This window comes from Geothrix mesophila, assembly GCF_022808835.1.
GTDB lineage: Bacteria > Acidobacteriota > Holophagae > Holophagales > Holophagaceae > Geothrix > Geothrix paludis.
In genome coordinates this window covers 183798-200711 of the sequence record NZ_JAKZLD010000003.1, presented here as the reverse complement: position 1 = coordinate 200711, position 16914 = coordinate 183798, and the positions used below count along the sequence as shown (strand labels likewise).

Here is a 16914-nt window from a genome sequence, read left to right as displayed (position 1 = left end):
AGGACTTGGGATAATTCGGCATCCGGAAGCCCCGTTTGGGCTGGCATCCGGGCAGGGAACATGCAAACTAGAATCCACCCTCCGGAGCCTCCGGTGCCCGAAGTCCGTCTCCGCTATTTTCTGCCAGCCCTCATGGGCTCGCTGCACCAGCAGCGTGCCGAAGGAGAGCTTGTGCTCGAGCAGAACGACGGCACACGCCGGCTGTACTGGCGAGGGGGGGACCTGGTCTACCTCCGGAGCGATGCCGTCGGGGAGCAGTTCGGGAACTTCCTCATCCGCCGCGGCGTGCTGGACATGGCTTCGCTCAAGGAGCTGCTGGCCGACGGGGAAGGCTCCCGCATGGGTGATCGCGTGGTGCAGAGCGGGCTCATGACGGTCGCCGAGCGGGACAAGCGCCTGCACGAGCTGCTGGGATCGGTCCTGCTCCACGCCATGGAGCACCCCATCCTGAAGATGTCCTGGATGCCCGGCGGGCTCGAGGACAACCTGAGCGGGGACCTCCAGTTCTGGCTCGATCATCGGCGGCTCGTGTGGGACACCTTCCAGAGCGCCAAGGTGGAACTCGAGCTGGTGGAGATGTTCCAGAGCGAGCCGGATTGGCGGTGGGAGGCCAGGCCGGATCTCCTGGAGTCCCTCAGCGACCTGTCCCTCACGCCGACCTTGGCCTATGCCCTGTCGCTGCTGGGTTCCGAGCCGCTCGGCTACGAGACCATCAGTTCCCTCTCGGGGCTCTCGCCGGGGGAGTCGGCCCGGCTGGTGGCCACCCTCTGGGCCCTGGGCGGCCTGAACCTGGTCCGGGGGGACCTGCCGCTGCTTCCCCGCGAATCCGCCCCGCCCGCGCCGACTCCGGAACTTCTGGAACCTCCCGAGCCCGTGTTCGAGTCCATTCCGGTCCTCGAACCCGAAGCGCCGCCGGAGCCGATCCTGCTGCTCGAGGAGGAGGACTTCCCGCCGCCCCGGGCCCACACGCCGCGTTCCCTGCCGCCGCCGGCGCCGGAGACAGTGGAGCGGGCCTTCAATGAACCCACGCCTTCGGTGCTGCCGCTGCTCCCTTCGAGGACGGATGAGGAATCCCTCCCCTCGACGGATCGGGCCCACCACCTCCTGGTGAAGGCCAAGTCGTACGTGATGCAGAACCGCACCAGCGAGGCCATCCGGGCCCTCGAGCAGTCCATCAAGCTCGACGGCGATTCCCCCGCGGCCTACGAAGCCTGGCTGCTGCTCGGCCGGCTGAGGCTGACCAATCCCGCCTGGTCGACCCGGGCGGTCGAGGCACTCCAGGTGGCTTCGCGCATCCGACCCAGGGCGGCCGAACCCTGGGCCCTCATGGGCGAGCTCTACCACCGGAAGGGATTCCGCGCCAACGCGCAGGGCTGTTTCCGCCGGGCCCTCGAGCTCGATCCTTCGGTGGCGGTGCCTTCCGATTACGGCGGCCAGGACGCGCCGGACGCGAATCGGGGCGAGGGGGGGCTCATGGGGCGCCTGCGCTCCATGCTCGGGCGCGAAAAGGGCTGATGGGCCCGTGCGTATTCGAAGGGTCTAGGCGGTTCCGAACAGCCGGTCTCCCGCGTCGCCGAGGCCGGGAAGGATGTAGCCCTTCTCGTTGAGCTGGCGATCCACCGCGGCGACGACGATGGTGAGGTCCGGGTGGTCCGCGTTCAAGCGCTCCAGACCTTCGGGCGCCGCGAGCAGCGCGACGAGGGAGAGGTTCACCGCGCCCGCGCCCTTGAGCTGGCGCACGGCTTCGGAAGCGCTGCCCCCGGTGGCGAGCATGGGATCCAGCACGAAGACAGGACGGTCCTCGAGCAGGGGAGGGAAGTTGCGGTAGTACGGAACGGGCACGAGGGAGTCGTGGTCCCGGTAGAGCCCCAGGTGCCCCACCTTCGCCGTCGGCAGCAGCTTGAGGAAGGAGGGGAGGAGGCCGAGGCCTGCGCGGAGGACGGGCACCAGCACGGGGTCCAGGGACTTCAGGCGCAGCGTGCTCGTGCGCTCGAGCGGGGTCTCCACCACCATCGATTCCACAGGGAGGCTGCGGGTCGATTCGGTCGCGAGGATCAGCCCCACTTCCTCGATGAGCGAACGGAAGAGGATGCCGGGGGTCTTCCGGTCGCGGATGAGGGAGAGCTTGTGATGCACCAGCGGATGGTCGAGCACGTGGATCGTCATGGGGGCCTCTCGTCGCTTCCGGCGGGACCGCGAATGCCGCTTGCACAGGGCCCGGGGCGGAAGGCGCGAGTTGAAGCGTAGCAGGCGCGGACCCGGACGAGGGACACGAACCCCCCGGGTTCCGGAGGTCTCCCGGGAGGACTCGACCCGGTCGCCAGGCGGCGAAGGTGTGCGATGCGATGGTGCGCGGATCGTGGCTGGTGGCGCGGGTTTCAGAAGGCGGCCTCGCAGCTGTCGGAGCGCGTGATGCGCGCATGGCGGCTTTCGTAGTGGCCTCGGAGATCGCCCGAGAGGGGGTCCGGGAGGGCGGAAACGAATGGGGAGCAGGTGGGGAGGTAGCGTCAAAAAAAATGAAGATTTTTTTGATTTCTCTGTTGACCTCATCCGAATCACTGGTTTGATGTTGAATCAGAGGAAAAACGACCGATCATCTTCCCCATAGGGCCAGCAGCGAGGTATCTGAGATTTGGAGCGTGGGAAATGCTAAAGAAAGTCGCCATCTTCAAGGCCCTCGACGTGGAAATCAAAAAGCAGAGGGGCCCTGTGGCGGTGAAAGATGCCTACAAGGGTCACCACTCCCTGAAGGAAGAACTCAGCCAGCCTGGAATCACGATCTTGGGTGAAGTTGCCGGGGGGGATCCCGGCCGGGGTCAGGTCCGGGATTCTTACAAGGCCTCCACCCACGCCAAGAGTCTCGCCGAAAACGGCGCCAGGGTCCTCTCGGTCGCCACGGACAAGTTCCTCTATCACGGCGACGACAAGCACCTGTCCGAGGTGCGGGCCCAGGTGAAGCTGCCCCTGATCCGCCGGGACTTCATCTTCGAGGAGTACCAGGTCGAGGAGAGCAAGATCCTCGGCGCCGACGCGATCTTCCTCATGCCCGCCTTGCTGGGCCAGGAGCGGCTCGAGACGCTGCTGAAGTTCGCCACCAGCAAGGGGCTCGACGTGGTGGTCGAGGTGACTTCGGAGGCCGAGCTCCAGCGGGCCGTGGAGGCCGGAGCCGACATCATCTGCGCCGTGGGCCGCAACCTCGATACCTGGGAGCCCTCCTGGGACCAAGCGGTGTCCCTGGTCAAGAAGATCCCCAAGAGTTGCCTGAAGCTGGTCGAGGGAGGCATCCACCGGCTGGACCAGATCAAGCAGATGGAGGCCCTGGGCGTCCACGGGCTGCTGATCGGCGACGCCCTCCTTGATGACTACTATCCCGGCAAGCGCCTGGCGCAGATCCTGGCAGGCGTGGAGCCCCCGAAAAAAGCCGCGAAGCCCAAAGGCAAGACCGGCTCTGCCGCCGATGCGGCGCATCCCCCCGCGGCTGCTGCCGCAGCCAAGGAACGCATATCCTCCCAGCGGGAAGCCGCTAGCCAATCCGGCACGAAAGGTGCTACTGGCAAACCATCTTCCCGCACGACCCCTTCCAACCTCGCCCAAAAGGGCGTAAAGGAGCCACCCATGGCCGAACTGACCAACATGGTCGCCACCCCCGCCGCCCCCGCGGCTGCGAAGCCCGCCGCCAAGAAGCCGGCTGCGAAGAAGGCTGCGCCGAAGAAGAAGGCCGCCGCCAAGAAGCCGGCCGCCAAGAAGGCCGCGCCGAAGAAGGCCGCCGCCAAGAAGCCGGCCGCCAAGAAGGCCGTGAAGAAGGCCGCGCCGAAGAAGGTTGCCGCCAAGAAGGCCGCGCCGAAGAAGGCCGCTGCCAAGAAGGCCGCGCCGAAGAAGGCCGCCGCCAAGAAGGCCGCGCCGAAGAAGGCCGCTGCCAAGAAGGCCGCGCCGAAGAAGGCCGCCGCCAAGAAGGCCGCGCCGAAGAAGGCCGCCGCCAAGAAGGTCGTCAAGAAGGCCGTGAAGAAGGCCGCGCCGAAGAAGGCCGCCGCCAAGAAGCCGGCCGCCAAGAAGACCGTGAAGAAGGCCGCGCCGAAGAAGGCCGCGAAGAAGTAGACGGATTCCACCGAATCCATCTGCACAACCTGGCTAACATCAGAGAGGCGCGCCAGCGCGCCTCTCTGAGCCGGGTGACGACATGATTACCATCGAACGGGTCTCTGCCCTCGAAGTCCTCGACAGCCGGGGGAACCCCACGGTTCTCGCCCGGGTGGAGCTCTCCGACGGGACGGTGGGACAGGCCCTCGTCCCCTCCGGCGCATCGACCGGCAGCCGCGAGGCGCTCGAGCGTCGCGACGGCGACAAGAAGCGCTACCTCGGCAAGGGCGTGCTGGGTGCTGTGGACGCGATCAACGTGGAACTGGCTCAGGCCCTCCAGGGCATGGATCCCTTCCAGCAGGCCGAGCTCGACGAGCTGATGTGCGACCTGGATGGGACCGAGAACAAGGCCCGCCTGGGCGCGAATGCCATCCTGGGCGTCTCCATGGCCATGGCGGACGCCGCGGCCAAGGCCTCGCGCCTGCCCCTCTATCGCTATCTCGGCGGCGCCTCGGCCCGCCTGCTTCCCGTGCCCATGATGAACATCCTCAATGGGGGTGCCCACGCCGACAACAACGTGGACATCCAGGAGTTCATGGTGCTGCCCGTGGGGGCTCCGACCTTCCGGGAGGCCCTCCGCTGGGGCGCCGAGGTCTACCACAGCCTGAAGGGGGTCCTGAAGGCCCGCAAGCTGTCCACCGGCGTGGGGGACGAGGGCGGGTTCGCCCCGAACCTCGGCTCCAACGAGGAAGCCCTGGAGCTCATCGGGGAAGCCGTGAAGAAGGCCGGCTACAAGCTCGGCAAGGATGTCTTCCTGGGCCTGGACTGTGCGGCCAGCGAATTCCACGACGGCAAGGCCTACGCCCTGGACGGCGCCAAGAAGACAGCTGCCCAGTTGGTGGACTATTACCAGGGCCTGGTGTCCCGGCATCCCGTCATCTCCGTCGAAGACGGCTTCGCCGAAGGCGACTGGAAGGGCTGGAAGCTCCAGACCGAGGCCATGGGGGCCGAGACCCAGCTCGTGGGCGACGACCTCTTCGTGACCAACCCGGCCATCCTGGCCAAGGGCATCCAGGAGGGCGTGGCCAACGCCATCCTGATCAAGCTGAACCAGATCGGCACCGTCACCGAGACCCTCCGGGCCGTGGACATGGCCCACAAGGCCGGCTACCGGGCGGTCATCAGCCACCGCAGCGGCGAGACCGAAGACAGCTTCATCGCCGACCTGGCGGTGGCCACCGGGGCGGGCCAGATCAAGACCGGCGCCCCCTGCCGCACGGACCGGATCGCCAAGTACAACCGCCTGCTCCAGATCGAATGGGAGCTGGGGGCCGCGGCCCGCTATGCCGGCCGGGAGGCTTTCGGGTCCCGCCTCTAGGGACGCCATCTAGGAGGCTCCATGAACGCCAACTGGCTCCTGAAGTCCTCCACCCTGTGGGGCGTGTTCGGGGCCTCGGCCTTCCTGTCCCTCATGGCGCTGCTCTTCTCCCAGGGGGGGCTGCCTGAGCTGCGGAAGCAGGAGGCCGAGCTGGCCGCGACCCGCGCCCGGCTGCTGGAGCTCAACAAGCGCAACCGCGAGCTGCTCGAGGAGGTCCAGCGCCTCGCCGCGAAGGACCCCGAGCTGATGGAGGCCCTGGCGCGCCGCCAGGGCTACGCGCGCCCTGGCGAGACCGTCTACACCTTCGGAAGCCGCGGGAAGTAGCTTGGACCTCTTTCTCGCCTCCGCGGCCGGCAACGTCTTTGGCTACCTCTGGGAGGATGAGGCTAAAGATTGCAGTGGTATGGATTGGGCCAAAATCCTTTGTCCACGGGGGACGGGGTTCGGTTTAGATGGCCTTTTTTTGATGCAAAGGCCCGGAACGGGTCCCTGGGTACTGGAGCACTGGGATACCGATGGATCCAAGTCCTTTTGTTCCAATGGTAGTAGAGCGGCCCTGGCCGTCCCGGGGGCTCCGGAAGGGCCCTTGGTCGAAGCCATCTCCAGTGGCGAGCACATCCGCCTCAGGAAAGATCGCGAAGGTGGTGTCGGCATCCGCATGCCCGAGGGCGAGGGCTTCGCGCTTCGCGAGGTCCCCATGCCGACGCCTCATCCCGCGGGCTTCGGCTGGATCGGCAATCCCCAGCTGGTGCTCCAGGTGCCCTCGGTCGCGGCGGTGGCCCTCCGCGACTACGCCCCACCGCTGCGTCACCATGCCGCGCTACCCGGCGGCACGAACGTGAACGTGGTCGAGGTGATCGCCCCCGGCGAAGCGAGGATCCGTTCCTGGGAACGCGGCGTCGAAGGGGAGACCCTCTGCTGCGGGACCGGGTGCGCCGTCGCCGCGGTCTGGCTGGCGCGCGACGGCGGACCCCAGACCTGGCGGCTGCGCACCGCCAGCGGTGAGGACGTCACCGTGACCTTCCTTCCCGAGGCAGGTGGTGGCTGGCGCGACTTGTGGCTTTCCGGCCCGGTCCGGCGGCTGGGGCACGTGCGGCCCGATCCCTCGCTCCACCCTTGATCCCCAAGGCTCTCTCGGGCTCTCTTGGCCGTGGAACCCGACCTGCTAGACTGGCGTGTTCCACACCCGAGGGGATGCCGAGATGCGAGGTTTGACCAGCGCCTGCGCGATGATGAGAGCCGTCTGATGCGAGCCCGGGTGGTGGCTCTCGCGAACCAGAAGGGCGGGGTGGGCAAGACCACCACGGCCATCAACCTCGCCGCGTCCCTCGCGATGATGGAGAAGATGGTGCTGCTGGTGGACTTTGATCCCCAGGGCCACAGCACCACGGGGCTCGGCTTCCCCAAGCCCGACCACCGCGCTGGCGCCTACGCGCTGATGAAGGGCGCGCCCGCCGAGGCCCTGATCCTCAGCACCGAAGTCCCCATGATGCAGGTCATCCCCGCAGGCAAGGATCTCGCGCAGCTGGAGTTCGAGCTCTTCGAGCTGCCCCAGCTCCAGGTGCTCAAGCAGGGGCTCGCCTCGGTCATGGATCGCTTCGACTACATCCTCATCGACCCGCCGCCCAGCCTCGGCATGATCACCCTCAATGCCCTCAGCGCCGCGGACGAGGTCATCGTGCCCATGCCCTGCGAGTTCTTCGCCCTCGACGGGCTGGCGGAGCTGACCGAGACCCTGCGCCGCATCCAGGCCGGTCCCAACCCCAACCTGCAGCTGGGCGGCATCCTGCTCACCATGGCCGAGGAGCGCACCAACCTGGGTGCCGCCGTGGCCAGCGAAGTCCGCCATGCCTTCCCGGGCAAGGTGTTCGAGACCGTGATCCCCCGCAACATCCGGCTCGCCGAGGCACCCAGCCACGGCAAGCCCGTGGCCTTCTATGACCTGCGCTCCAAGGGCGCCCAGGCCTACCTCAACCTCGCCAAGGAGTGGTTGGGGCTGGAGCTGCCCGCGAGGAGGGAAGCCTGATGACCCAGCTGAAGCGCCCGGCCCTGGGCCGCGGACTGACCTCGCTCATGAGCCAGATGGCTCCGGAGGATGCCAACCAACGGGAGCTTCCGCTGGGCAAGCTGGTGCCCAACCGGGCCCAGCCCCGCACCCACTTCGACGAGACGGCCCTGGCCGAGCTGGCGGAAAGTCTCAAGCAACACGGCATGGTCCAGCCCATCGTCGTTCGCAAGGTGGGGGAGCAGTTCGAGATCATCGCCGGCGAGCGCCGCTGGCGCGCCGCCCGCCTGGCCGGGCTCGCCATGGCCCCGGTGGTCATCAAGGAAGTGCCGGATGACCGTCTCCTGGAGTTCGCCCTGGTGGAGAACATCCAGCGCCAGGAGCTGAATCCCATCGAGGAGGCCACGGCCTACTGGCAGCTGGGCGAGCACCTGCGCCTCACCCAGGAGCAGGTGGCCGACCGCGTGGGCAAGTCTCGTCCTCAGGTGGCCAACACCCTGCGCCTGCTGCGGCTGCCCGCCGAGCTGAAGGCGGACGTGGCTCACGGCCGCCTCAGCACCGGGCACGCCAAGGTGCTGCTGGGTGTGCCCGACCCCCGGATGCAGGAGCAGCTCGCCCACGAAGTGGTGGCGCAGCAGCTCAGCGTCCGCGCTCTGGAGGCCCGCATCCAGCAGCTCCAGAAGCAGGCCAAGGCCAAGGGGGGGAAGAAGAAGCACCCCCAGGAGCTGTTCATCAAGGCCGCCGCGGAGGAGCTGACCCAGTCCTGGGGCACCCGCATCGAGATCAAGGCCAAGGGCAAGACGGGCACCCTGGTCATGCACTACGGCAGCGAAGCGGAGCTGGATCGGCTCTTCGAGGCCCTCAAGCAAGGTCCGGTCAAGGGCCGGTAGGAGTCGTCATGTCCTGGTTCGTGAAGAAGCGTCAGCAGAAGACCGCCGTCGAAGAAAAGACCGTCCGGGTCCCGGAGGGCCTCTGGATCAAGTGCGAGGCCTGCAAGGAGCTGATCTACCGCAAGGAGCTGGTCAACACCCACAACGTCTGCCCCAAGTGCGGTTACCACTTCCGGATTGGCGTGGAGGAGCGGCTCGAGAACCTCATGGACGAAGGCTGGACGGTGCTCTTCAGCGACCTGCGGAGCGGCGACCCCCTGGGCTTCGTCTCCACCAAGAGCTACAAGGACCAGCTAAAGAAGCTGGAGCAGGCGGGCGAGACCGAGGACGCCGTGGTGGTGGTGGAGGGCACCCTGTCCGGCCAGCCCGTGGTGACGGCCATCATGAACTTCGACTTCCTGGCCGCCAGCATGGGCAGCGTGGTGGGCGAGAAGCTGCGACTGGGCGCCGAGCGGGCCCTGGCGAAGCAGTGCCCCTACCTCATCGTCAGCTGCAGCGGCGGAGCCCGCATGCAGGAGGGCACCCTGTCGCTGATGCAGATGGCCAAGGTGAGCGCGGCCCTGGCCAAGCTGGACAAGGCGGGCCTGCCCTACCTGAGCATCCTCACGGATCCCACCACCGGCGGCGTGAGCGCCAGCTACGCCATGCTGGGCGACTTGAACATCGCCGAGCCCAAGGCCCTCATCGGGTTCGCGGGTCCCCGCGTCATCGAGCAGACCATCAAGCAGAGCCTGCCGGAGGGCTTCCAGCGCTCGGAGTTCCTCCAGACCCACGGCATGGTGGACAAGGTCGTCACGCGCGACCACCTCAAGGACTTCATCGCCGCCTGCCTGGCCTGGATGACGCCCTCGCCCAGGGACTGATGCGCGAAGGTCTCGAGCTCGTCTTCATCCCGCGCCTCCAGGCGCGCGGCCACATGGGGATCAAGTGCGGCCTGGAGAACATCCACGCCCTGCTCGACGGGCTGGGCCGCCCCGACGCGAACTTCCCCGTCATCCTCATCGCCGGCACCAACGGCAAGGGCAGCACCGGGGCCTTCCTGGCCCACATGCTGAAGGCCGCAGGGTTCGTGGTGGGGTGGACCACCTCGCCCCACCTGGTGGACGTCACGGAGCGGATCTGGGTGGACGGGGAGCCCATCGGCGAAGGGGCCTTGGAGCTGCTGCTGGGCGAGGCCTTCGATTCCGAGGCCCGCACCGGCGTGAATGCCACCTACTTTGAATTGATGATCACGGCGGCCCTCTCCGCCTTCCGCATGACCGGTGTGGAAGTGGCCATCCTGGAGGTGGGCATGGGCGGGCGATGGGACGCCACCAACGCCACGGATCCCATCCTCACGGTGCTCACCAGCGTGAGCCTGGACCATCAGCAGTACCTGGGGGACACGCGGGAGGCCATCGCCCGGGAGAAGCTCTGCACCGCCCGGGACGGCCGGCCCCTGGTGCTGGGGCCGACCCTCGACCCGGACTGGATCCGGCCCCTCCTGCCCTGCGAGCCGGTGCTCTGCCCGGCGGCGCGCCTCGGCCCTGCAGACATCCGCTGGGACCACTCCCGCGTGGCGGGCCAGCGGGTGGGACTGGCGGGCCTGCACCAGCTGGACAACCTGGCCACGGCCTTCGAGACGATCCACCAGCTGCGGGGGCTGGGTTTCCCCGTGCCCGAGGACCGGCTCTGGGAAGGCGTGGCGGCCACCCGCTGGCCCGGCCGGCTCTGGGCTCCGCCAGGGCTCCAGGGCGTGTGGATGGATGGCGCCCACAACCCGGATGGCGCCCGGGTCCTGGCGGATCATGCCCTGGCCTGCGGCGTGCGCCCCCACCTCTTCTTCGGCGCCATGGGCGACAAGGATCTGTCGGGCGTCGCCCGGGAGATGAAGCGCATGCGCCCCCTGTCCGTCACCTTCATCCGGGGGGAGGCGCCCCGCTATGCCACGGCGGAATCCCTGCGGGAGGCCTGGGGTCTCGAGGCCCCCATGCTCGACCTGCGGGAAGCGGCGGAGAGGCTGCGGGGGCCCGCGGAAGCTCCCCGCCTGGTGACGGGCTCCCTCTACCTCCTGGGCGACCTCCTGCGGGAGTTGGATATCCGGGCCTTCTGAGCCGCGCCTCCTGGTCCGGCCCTATGCTGGATCCATGTCCACCGGATCCACCCGCGCCATCGCCCTGGCCCTCGCCGCCAACGGAGGCATCGCCGTCTCCAAGTTCGGCGTGTTCCTCCTGACCGGCAGCTCCAGCCTCCTCACCGAAGCCATCCACTCCGCCGCCGACTGCGCGAACCAGGTGCTGCTCTTCATCGGATTGCGCCAAGGCACCCGGCCCGCGGGACCGAAGCATCCGCTGGGCCACGGGCAGGCGGCCTTCGTGGCCAGCTTCCTGGTGGCCCTGCTGCTCTTCAGCGTGGGCGGCCTCTATTCCCTGGCGGAGGGGATCCACAAGATCCGGCATCCCGAGCAGCCCCACCACCTGGGCTGGGCCGTGGCCCTGCTGGTCTTCGCCATCCTTCTGGAGGGCGCCTCCCTGCGCGGCGCTCTCCGCGCGGCCGAACCGGAACGCCGCGGCCGGTCCCTGCTGCGCTACCTGCGCCAGTCCAGCCGCACGGAGCTGGTGGTGGTGCTGGCGGAGGACATCGCCGCCCTGCTGGGCCTGGTGCTCGCCCTGGCGGCGGTGCTGCTCACCCTGGCCACGGGCAATGGTGTGTGGGACGGCATCGGGAGCGTGGCCATCGGGCTCCTCCTCATCGCCGTGGCCCTCTTCGTGGGCGTCGAGGTGGCGAGCCTGCTCATGAACGAGGCACCGCCCCTGGCCCTGCGCGCCGCCCTCCGCAGCGCCGTGGAGGAAGCGCCCGCCGTGGACCAGGTGCTGGGCCTGGTGGCCGTCGTCGTGGGCAGCGACCGGCTCATGGTGGCCCTGAAGGTGAAGTTCCACGACCAGCCCAGCGGAACGGCCCTGGTGGCGGCCATCAACGCCCTGGAGCGGGACCTCCACCAGCGCTTCCCCCAGATCCAGCACCTGTTCGTGGAGCCGGACGAGGCCTGATCAGGGCAGTTCGGAGGGGCCGAGGCTGAAGGTCTCCCCCAGGGCGCCATAGTTGGGCCCCACCACGGAGGCCAGCCGAACGACGGGCGTCCACTGGCTGGCATCCGCGCAGTCATGCTCGGCATTCCAGATGCGCTCCGCGGCGTGGGCCATCACCACGTCGAGCAGAACCAGGGAGGTGGTGGGCCCCAGGTCCAGCTCCCGGTTCAGCCGGCACTCCAGGGCCACCGGGGCGTCCCTCAGGCGGGGCGGGGCCACCAGGAGGGAGGGCTCCGTGGCCAGCCCCAGGCGTGCCACCTCGCTGATGTCCGGTTCCGCCTCGGCCCCGCTGGCGTGGAGGGGCTCCAGCAGAGGGAGGTCCGCCAGGTGGACCACCGCCTGGCCATTCGTCTTCAGGTTACGCTGGGTGTCCTTGAGGGAGCCGTCCCGGCGGCGGCTCACGGTGAAGGCCAGCATGGGCGGCCCGAAGACGCCCATGAAGCTGCTGAAGGGAGCCAGGTTCACCCGGCCCGTCTCATCCACCGTCGTGATCCAGGCGATGGGGCGGGGGATCACCAGGCTGGAGAGGATGCGGTAGGCGTCGCGCCTGGGAAGGGAGGCGAGGTCGCGGCTGATCATGGTCACTCCCCGATGATCTTGATGAGGATGCGCTTGTCCCGGCGGCCGTCGAACTCGCCAGAGGCTCCATCTCCAGGATCTGCGATAGCGGATCCTGGGAGGACGCCGCAGTGCGGCGTTCGATAGATGGAGTCATTCTCCGATGATTTTGATAAGAACACGCTTGTCCCTCCTGCCGTCGAACTCGCCGTAGAAGATCTGCTCCCAGGTGCCGAAGTCGAGCTGGCCGCCGGTGATGGCCACCACCACCTCGCGGCCCATGATCTGGCGCTTGTGGTGGGCGTCGCCGTTGTCCTCGCCCGTGCGGTTGTGGAGGTAGCCGCCCGTGGCCGGGTCGCTGCCGGCGCTGAAGGGGGCCAGCTTCTCCAGCCAGCGCAGGTAGTCCTGCTTGAGGCCGGACTCCTCGTCGTTGATGAAGACGCTGGAGGTGATGTGCATGGAATTCACCAGGCAGAGGCCCTCCCGCACGCCGCTCTCGCGGACGGCGGCGGCGACCTCGGCCGTGATGTTCACGAAGCCGGTGCGGCCGGGCAGGTGGACCGTGAGGACCTTCCGATGGCTCTTCATGGGCGAAGCATAACGAAAAACCCCGGGCCGGAGCCCGGGGTTCCTGGAAGGCGGGCGGCTCAGTAGCCGGCGATCTGGAAGTCGTCGAAGTTCACCCGGTTGGCGGATCCGTCGGTCTTGCGGATCTGGAAGCGGATGGCGCCCGTGACGTTCACGGTGAAGCTGGCCGTGGCCAGAGTCGTAGAGGAGGTGGTCACGGTGCTGCCGGCCTGGGTCCAGGTGGAGCCGCTGTTGGTGGAGTACCAGAGGCCCCAGGTGGAGTTGCCGTCGCTGCCGTACTTGGCGTGCTTCACGGAGACGGTCTTGGCGCCTGTGGCGAAGTTGAAGTTCATCGTCACCTTGCCGCTGTTGCGGGTGCGCACGCTCTGGGCGCCCACCTTGCGGTCCGCGGTGGTGTTGCCCAGGAGGGCGTCGTCCAGGGTCCAGGATCCGGTGGAGAGGGTGACGCTCCCCACGGCGTAGGCGGTCTTGGTGCCCGTGTCGAAGGTCTCCTTCAGGCTGCTGCCGGTGCTGGCGGCGAAGGCGGCGGCGATGGTGTGGCCGGCCGTGACGTTGCTGAAGGTGTAGGAGCTGAGGGCCCCCTGGTTAACGCCGTCCACCGTGACGCTGCTGATGATATAGCCGGCGGAGGGGCTGATGGTGAAGGCCTGGCTTCCGCCGCTGGCCACGGTGACGGCGCCCGTGGGGCTGATGGTGCCGCCGGTCCCGGCGCTGGCGGTGATCGTGTACGAAGCCGGCGTCACCGTGATGGTGCGGCTGGCGGAGGCGGACTTGCCCTGGTTGCTGGTGGCCGTGAAGGTGGCGGTGTAGGTGCCGGCTGTCGTGTAGGTGTGGCTGACGGGGCCCAGCACGGAGGCGGTGCCCCCGTCGCCGAAGGACCAGCTGTAGGTCATGGCGCTGCCATCGGCGATGGTGGCGCTCCCCTGGAAGCTGACGGACCCGCCCGCGGTCAGGGTGACGTTGGTGCTGGGGGAGGTGATGCCCACCACAGGCGTGGGGGCCACGGAGCCCGCGTCGCCAGCCAGGTAGGCGGTGGCGTTCAGGAAGAAGGCCTTGTTGCTGTTGAGGGTGTAGCTGTTGTGCAGGGACTTGCCGGCGGTGGTCGTGGTGCCGTCATCGGAGGGGGCGCTGTCGCTGATGGCCACCACGCGGCCCGCGCCCACGGTGCAGGTCACGATGAAGGAGCCCGTGTCCCCGCTGATCTGGGTGTGGAGGATCTCCTGCACGTTGGGGTTCTGGGCCGTGTTGAAGTTCAGGTACGAGTAGGAGTGGAAGTCCATCAGGCCCAGGCCGCCGTAGGCGCCGTGGATGATGGCCTGCTCGGCGGGGCTGGTGCCCGTGGCGAAGGCGGTGCTGGTGGTGTTGGCCAGGGTGTCCCCGGGCCCGTGGCCGGGCACGAAGGTGAAGCCGTAGGGGTTGCCGCCGTTCACGGCCACCAGGTCATTGAACACGGTGTAGGCGTCCGTGCCGCCGGTGCCGCTGTAGCGCACGGCACCCGGGTGGTTGCAGACGATGAAGAGCCCGCCCCCGTTCTGGACGAAGCTGAGGATGGCCTGCTTCTCCGCCGCTGTGAACAGCAGGTAGGGCTCGGGGATGACGTAGACGGCGTAGTTGGAGAGGTCCTGCGCGTTGGTGGCGTCGCCGTAGGTGACCCGGCCGGTGGGCGGCAACGACTGCACCTTGTAACCCGCCTTGTAGAGGTCGAAGCCCCAGGCGCTGATGCCGCCGTTCCAGTCCGTCTCGTAGACGGGGGCCGCGGGGCTGGGATCGGGCTCGCTGGCGGAGCAGATCACCCACTCGGCGGAGGTGCCCGCCTCTTCGTGGCGGGTGTGGTCGAACAGGATCTTCTTGGGGGTCTGGGCCCCGAGCGCCACGGCCAGGGCCAGGCTCAGGAGGACGCGGAAGGCACGCATGATCACCTCGTCGAGAGAAAAAAGAGTCCCTCCCATTCCATCCGGACGGGGTGTGACCGCGAGGTGAAATCGATGCACTTAACAACAATTAACATCTCGGGCCGTGGGTGCCGGCACGGCACACTGGAGGAACGCCTCCAGGACTCGACATGCTGTTCCCGCCCGCCCTCCTCCTCCTGACGCAGATGCCCGCGCCCGCGCCGGCCAAGCCGGATCCGGTGCCACCCGCCCGCATCGAGCTCACCACGCCCTTCCCGGTCCACCTGGGCAGCGTGGGTCCGCGCGAGATCCGCGAGGCGGCCTACGGCATCAAGAGCCTCCACGACCGACCCTTCCACCTGCGCGTGCTCGACTTGTCCCTGGGGCTCAGCCTGGACGAGGCCCAGCTGGCTGCGCCCCTGCAGCCCGGCGAGGTGCGCCTGGTGAAGGTGAAGGTGGATCCGACGGGCTTGGTGGGCCCCATCAAGGGCGCGGTGCGCCTGGGCACGGACGATCCGGGCCAGCCCAACTACATCCTGCGCTACGACATGATGGTGCGGCCCGAGGTGACGGTGGATGCCGAGCGCAAGAGCTTCGGCGAGGTGGCTCCCCACGAGAGCCCCGAGCTGGACTTCCGCTTCCGGCGCGAAGGGGGCGACCCACTGAAGCTGGTGCTGGCCTCGGAGATCCCGGGCCACCTCGACGCCGAGCTGGTGCCCGGGGATGGCGGGGAGGACCTGCGGCTGACCCTGCGGCCCCGGCGGCTGAAGCCGGGCGTCACGGCGGGGTTGGAGGTGCTCAAGGTGGCCACCAATGCGCCGAAACAGCCCCTCTTCACCCTCTACCTGGATTGGCGCATCGCCCTGCCCGTGGTGCCCGAGCCTTCGCGCCTGGTGTTCACGGAGCCGAAGACCACCCTGCTGGCCCTGGACCTGCGGGCCCGGGACGGGAAGCCGTTCCGCATCCTGCGTACGGAGATCCTGGGTCGTGGCTTCCAGGTGCTGGATGCGCCCGGGGGCGAGGCGGCGCGGCAGGTCCTGCGGATCCGGCGCACGGGAACGCTGTCGGAAGCCCTGCTGCTGGTCCACTGCTCGAACCTGGACGAGCCCCTCCAGGTGCCCTTGCGCTACCTGGATCCCAAGGCCCGCCCGGCCAAAGGTTCAGTGCCGCCGCCGGCCACGCCGGAGCCGCACCACCATCACTAAATGCTGGCGGACTCCTTCTTCTTCGAAGCCTTGAGGTTCAGCTTCACCTTGATGACCCGCCCGTCGCGGAGGACGTCGAAGACCACCTCGTCCGCCGGGGACTCGATCTCCAGCATGGCCATGAACTGGCCTTCGTTCTCGATCTGCCTCCCCTGGTAGCCCAGGAGGATGTCACCCATGGTCTTGACGCGGCCCGAGGCGTCCACTTCGAGGGCACGGAGGCCGGCCCGGCCGGCGGGCGAATCCGGATCCACCACCTTCACGACCAGTCCGCGCGTGATGCCGAAGATCTGCTGGGCCTCATAGCTGCCCAGGGTCTCGAAGCCCATGCGGGGGGGTTCCAGCCGGCCCTTCGCGATCAGCAGGGGCACCACCCGGTTCAGGGTGTCCACGGGGATGGCGAAACCGATGCCCACGGAAGCGCCCGTGGCAGCGGCGATGGCGGTGTTCATGCCCACCAGGCGCCCGGCGCTGTCCAGGAGCGGCCCTCCGGAGTTGCCGGGGTTCACGGCGGCGTCCGTCTGGATGACGTTCAGGATGTGGGTGTTGTAGCCCGTGCCGATCTCCCGGCCCAGGGCGGAGATGACGCCCCGCGTGAGGGTGTGATCCAGGCCGAAGGGGTTGCCGATGGCCGATACGGACTGGCCCACCTGGAGGTCGGAGCTGCGCCCGATGGGGATGGGACGCATGGCGCCCAAGGGCGCGAAGACCTGCAGCACGGAGATGTCGTAGGCGAAGCTAGTGCCGATGACCCGGCCCTTGTAGGTCTTGCCGTCCGCGAGGGTGACCTCCACCTCGTTCACGTCGCCAATCCGCTTGCCCTGGTCTTCCACGGTGATGACGTGGTGGTTGGTGACCACGTGGCCCCACTCGTCCCACACGAAGCCGGTGCCGGTGCCGGTGGGGATCTTGGTGATGTCTCGGGTTCGCAGGTCCTGGACGGGGGCGATGGCGGAGACATAGACCACGCTGGGCTTGGTCTCCTTGAAGCGCTGGATGGTGTTCCGCTCCTCGGCGCTGAGGGGGGGGCGCTTCGCGACGGCGCGGGGGGCCGCGTGGGCGCGGAAGCGCTGGATGGTGGCCTCCTCGCTGGGTGCCTGGGCCGCCGGCTGGGCCACGAGGGGCCAGGCTGCGAGGCACGCCGCGAGGCAGGCCGTGAGGGTGGCCAGGACCGATAGGAGGCGGCGAGGGCTGGGGTTCATGGCGGCTCCTCGGAGATTATGCGGCCTTGCGGGGACGCTGGGCCAACCGGG

Annotated in this window: 16 protein-coding genes; 11 read left to right on the top strand and 5 right to left on the bottom strand. The window is 68.4% G+C overall.

What is annotated here, in order from left to right; translation table 11 throughout:
* The first annotated feature begins 93 nt into the window (after positions 1-93).
* Complete coding sequence (locus MLG87_RS10855) at positions 94-1515, top strand: tetratricopeptide repeat protein (protein ID WP_243295192.1); 1422 nt, start codon at positions 94-96, stop codon at positions 1513-1515.
* 24 nt (positions 1516-1539) lie between these two features.
* Here MLG87_RS10855 and upp read toward each other — a convergent pair whose 3' ends face one another.
* On the bottom strand, positions 1540-2166 hold the full coding sequence (gene upp, locus MLG87_RS10850) for a uracil phosphoribosyltransferase (protein WP_243295191.1): 627 nt from the start codon (positions 2164-2166) through the stop codon (positions 1540-1542).
* A 480-nt stretch (positions 2167-2646) separates the two neighbouring features.
* On the opposite strand from upp, the gene MLG87_RS10845 reads away from it, so the two are divergent.
* The 9 genes from MLG87_RS10845 to MLG87_RS10805 all read left to right on the top strand — a co-directional run bounded on the left by MLG87_RS10845 (position 2647) and on the right by MLG87_RS10805 (position 11379).
* Positions 2647-4095: an indole-3-glycerol phosphate synthase TrpC gene (locus MLG87_RS10845; protein ID WP_243295190.1), complete on the top strand. Its 1449-nt coding sequence runs from the start codon at positions 2647-2649 to the stop codon at positions 4093-4095.
* 82 nt (positions 4096-4177) lie between these two features.
* Positions 4178-5455 carry a phosphopyruvate hydratase gene (gene eno, locus MLG87_RS10840; RefSeq protein ID WP_243295189.1) on the top strand — a complete coding sequence of 426 codons (1278 nt, stop codon included), beginning with the start codon at positions 4178-4180 and terminating at the stop codon, positions 5453-5455.
* A gap of 21 nt (positions 5456-5476) precedes the next feature.
* On the top strand, positions 5477-5779 hold the full coding sequence (locus MLG87_RS10835) for an FtsB family cell division protein (RefSeq protein WP_243295188.1): 303 nt from the start codon (positions 5477-5479) through the stop codon (positions 5777-5779).
* A gap of 262 nt (positions 5780-6041) precedes the next feature.
* Positions 6042-6575, top strand: a complete 534-nt coding sequence (locus MLG87_RS10830; RefSeq protein WP_243295187.1) for a diaminopimelate epimerase — start codon at positions 6042-6044, stop codon at positions 6573-6575.
* A 126-nt stretch (positions 6576-6701) separates the two neighbouring features.
* Entirely contained in the window at positions 6702-7481 is a 780-nt protein-coding gene (locus MLG87_RS10825; protein WP_243295186.1) for a ParA family protein, read from the top strand.
* The gene (locus tag MLG87_RS10820; protein WP_243287377.1) at positions 7481-8350 is read left to right on the top strand and encodes a ParB/RepB/Spo0J family partition protein; all 870 of its coding nucleotides are present in this window, start codon (positions 7481-7483) and stop codon (positions 8348-8350) included. The genes MLG87_RS10825 and MLG87_RS10820 overlap by 1 nt, the downstream gene beginning before the upstream one ends.
* A gap of 8 nt (positions 8351-8358) precedes the next feature.
* Positions 8359-9213 (top strand): acetyl-CoA carboxylase, carboxyltransferase subunit beta, encoded by an 855-nt coding sequence (gene accD, locus MLG87_RS10815; RefSeq protein ID WP_243295185.1) that lies wholly within the window; start codon positions 8359-8361, stop codon positions 9211-9213.
* The gene (locus tag MLG87_RS10810; RefSeq protein WP_243295184.1) at positions 9213-10442 is read left to right on the top strand and encodes a bifunctional folylpolyglutamate synthase/dihydrofolate synthase; all 1230 of its coding nucleotides are present in this window, start codon (positions 9213-9215) and stop codon (positions 10440-10442) included. The genes accD and MLG87_RS10810 overlap by 1 nt, the downstream gene beginning before the upstream one ends.
* Before the next feature lie 34 nt (positions 10443-10476).
* Positions 10477-11379, top strand: a complete 903-nt coding sequence (locus MLG87_RS10805) for a cation diffusion facilitator family transporter (protein ID WP_243295183.1) — start codon at positions 10477-10479, stop codon at positions 11377-11379.
* Here MLG87_RS10805 and MLG87_RS10800 read toward each other — a convergent pair whose 3' ends face one another.
* From MLG87_RS10800 to MLG87_RS16175, 3 genes are all read right to left on the bottom strand, one after another.
* The gene (locus MLG87_RS10800; RefSeq protein ID WP_243295182.1) at positions 11380-11997 is read right to left on the bottom strand and encodes a flavin reductase family protein; all 618 of its coding nucleotides are present in this window, start codon (positions 11995-11997) and stop codon (positions 11380-11382) included.
* A gap of 132 nt (positions 11998-12129) precedes the next feature.
* The gene (locus MLG87_RS10795) at positions 12130-12564 is read right to left on the bottom strand and encodes a secondary thiamine-phosphate synthase enzyme YjbQ (RefSeq protein ID WP_243295181.1); all 435 of its coding nucleotides are present in this window, start codon (positions 12562-12564) and stop codon (positions 12130-12132) included.
* A 59-nt stretch (positions 12565-12623) separates the two neighbouring features.
* A complete protein-coding gene (locus tag MLG87_RS16175; RefSeq protein ID WP_279341236.1) occupies positions 12624-14477 on the bottom strand; it encodes a PKD domain-containing protein in 1854 nt (617 codons plus the stop codon).
* Positions 14478-14626: 149 nt separating this feature from the next.
* Between MLG87_RS16175 and MLG87_RS10785 the strand changes: the two genes are divergently transcribed.
* Complete coding sequence (locus MLG87_RS10785; RefSeq protein WP_243295180.1) at positions 14627-15661, top strand: hypothetical protein; 1035 nt, start codon at positions 14627-14629, stop codon at positions 15659-15661.
* Here the strand turns inward: MLG87_RS10785 and MLG87_RS10780 are convergent.
* Entirely contained in the window at positions 15658-16863 is a 1206-nt protein-coding gene (locus tag MLG87_RS10780) for a S1C family serine protease (RefSeq protein WP_243295179.1), read from the bottom strand. The genes MLG87_RS10785 and MLG87_RS10780 overlap by 4 nt on opposite strands.
* Between the last annotated feature and the right edge of the window lie 51 nt (positions 16864-16914).

Coding starts and splice junctions, on each gene's coding strand:
- upp (WP_243295191.1), bottom strand. CDS start 2,166: ATGACGATCCACGTGCTCGACCATCCGCTGGTGCATCACAAGCTCTCC.
- MLG87_RS10845 (WP_243295190.1), top strand. CDS start 2,647: ATGCTAAAGAAAGTCGCCATCTTCAAGGCCCTCGACGTGGAAATCAAA.
- eno (WP_243295189.1), top strand. CDS start 4,178: ATGATTACCATCGAACGGGTCTCTGCCCTCGAAGTCCTCGACAGCCGG.
- MLG87_RS10835 (WP_243295188.1), top strand. CDS start 5,477: ATGAACGCCAACTGGCTCCTGAAGTCCTCCACCCTGTGGGGCGTGTTC.
- MLG87_RS10825 (WP_243295186.1), top strand. CDS start 6,702: ATGCGAGCCCGGGTGGTGGCTCTCGCGAACCAGAAGGGCGGGGTGGGC.
- MLG87_RS10820 (WP_243287377.1), top strand. CDS start 7,481: ATGACCCAGCTGAAGCGCCCGGCCCTGGGCCGCGGACTGACCTCGCTC.
- accD (WP_243295185.1), top strand. CDS start 8,359: ATGTCCTGGTTCGTGAAGAAGCGTCAGCAGAAGACCGCCGTCGAAGAA.
- MLG87_RS10810 (WP_243295184.1), top strand. CDS start 9,213: ATGCGCGAAGGTCTCGAGCTCGTCTTCATCCCGCGCCTCCAGGCGCGC.
- MLG87_RS10805 (WP_243295183.1), top strand. CDS start 10,477: ATGTCCACCGGATCCACCCGCGCCATCGCCCTGGCCCTCGCCGCCAAC.
- MLG87_RS10800 (WP_243295182.1), bottom strand. CDS start 11,997: ATGATCAGCCGCGACCTCGCCTCCCTTCCCAGGCGCGACGCCTACCGC.
- MLG87_RS10795 (WP_243295181.1), bottom strand. CDS start 12,564: ATGAAGAGCCATCGGAAGGTCCTCACGGTCCACCTGCCCGGCCGCACC.
- MLG87_RS16175 (WP_279341236.1), bottom strand. CDS start 14,477: ATGCGTGCCTTCCGCGTCCTCCTGAGCCTGGCCCTGGCCGTGGCGCTC.
- MLG87_RS10785 (WP_243295180.1), top strand. CDS start 14,627: ATGCTGTTCCCGCCCGCCCTCCTCCTCCTGACGCAGATGCCCGCGCCC.
- MLG87_RS10780 (WP_243295179.1), bottom strand. CDS start 16,863: ATGAACCCCAGCCCTCGCCGCCTCCTATCGGTCCTGGCCACCCTCACG.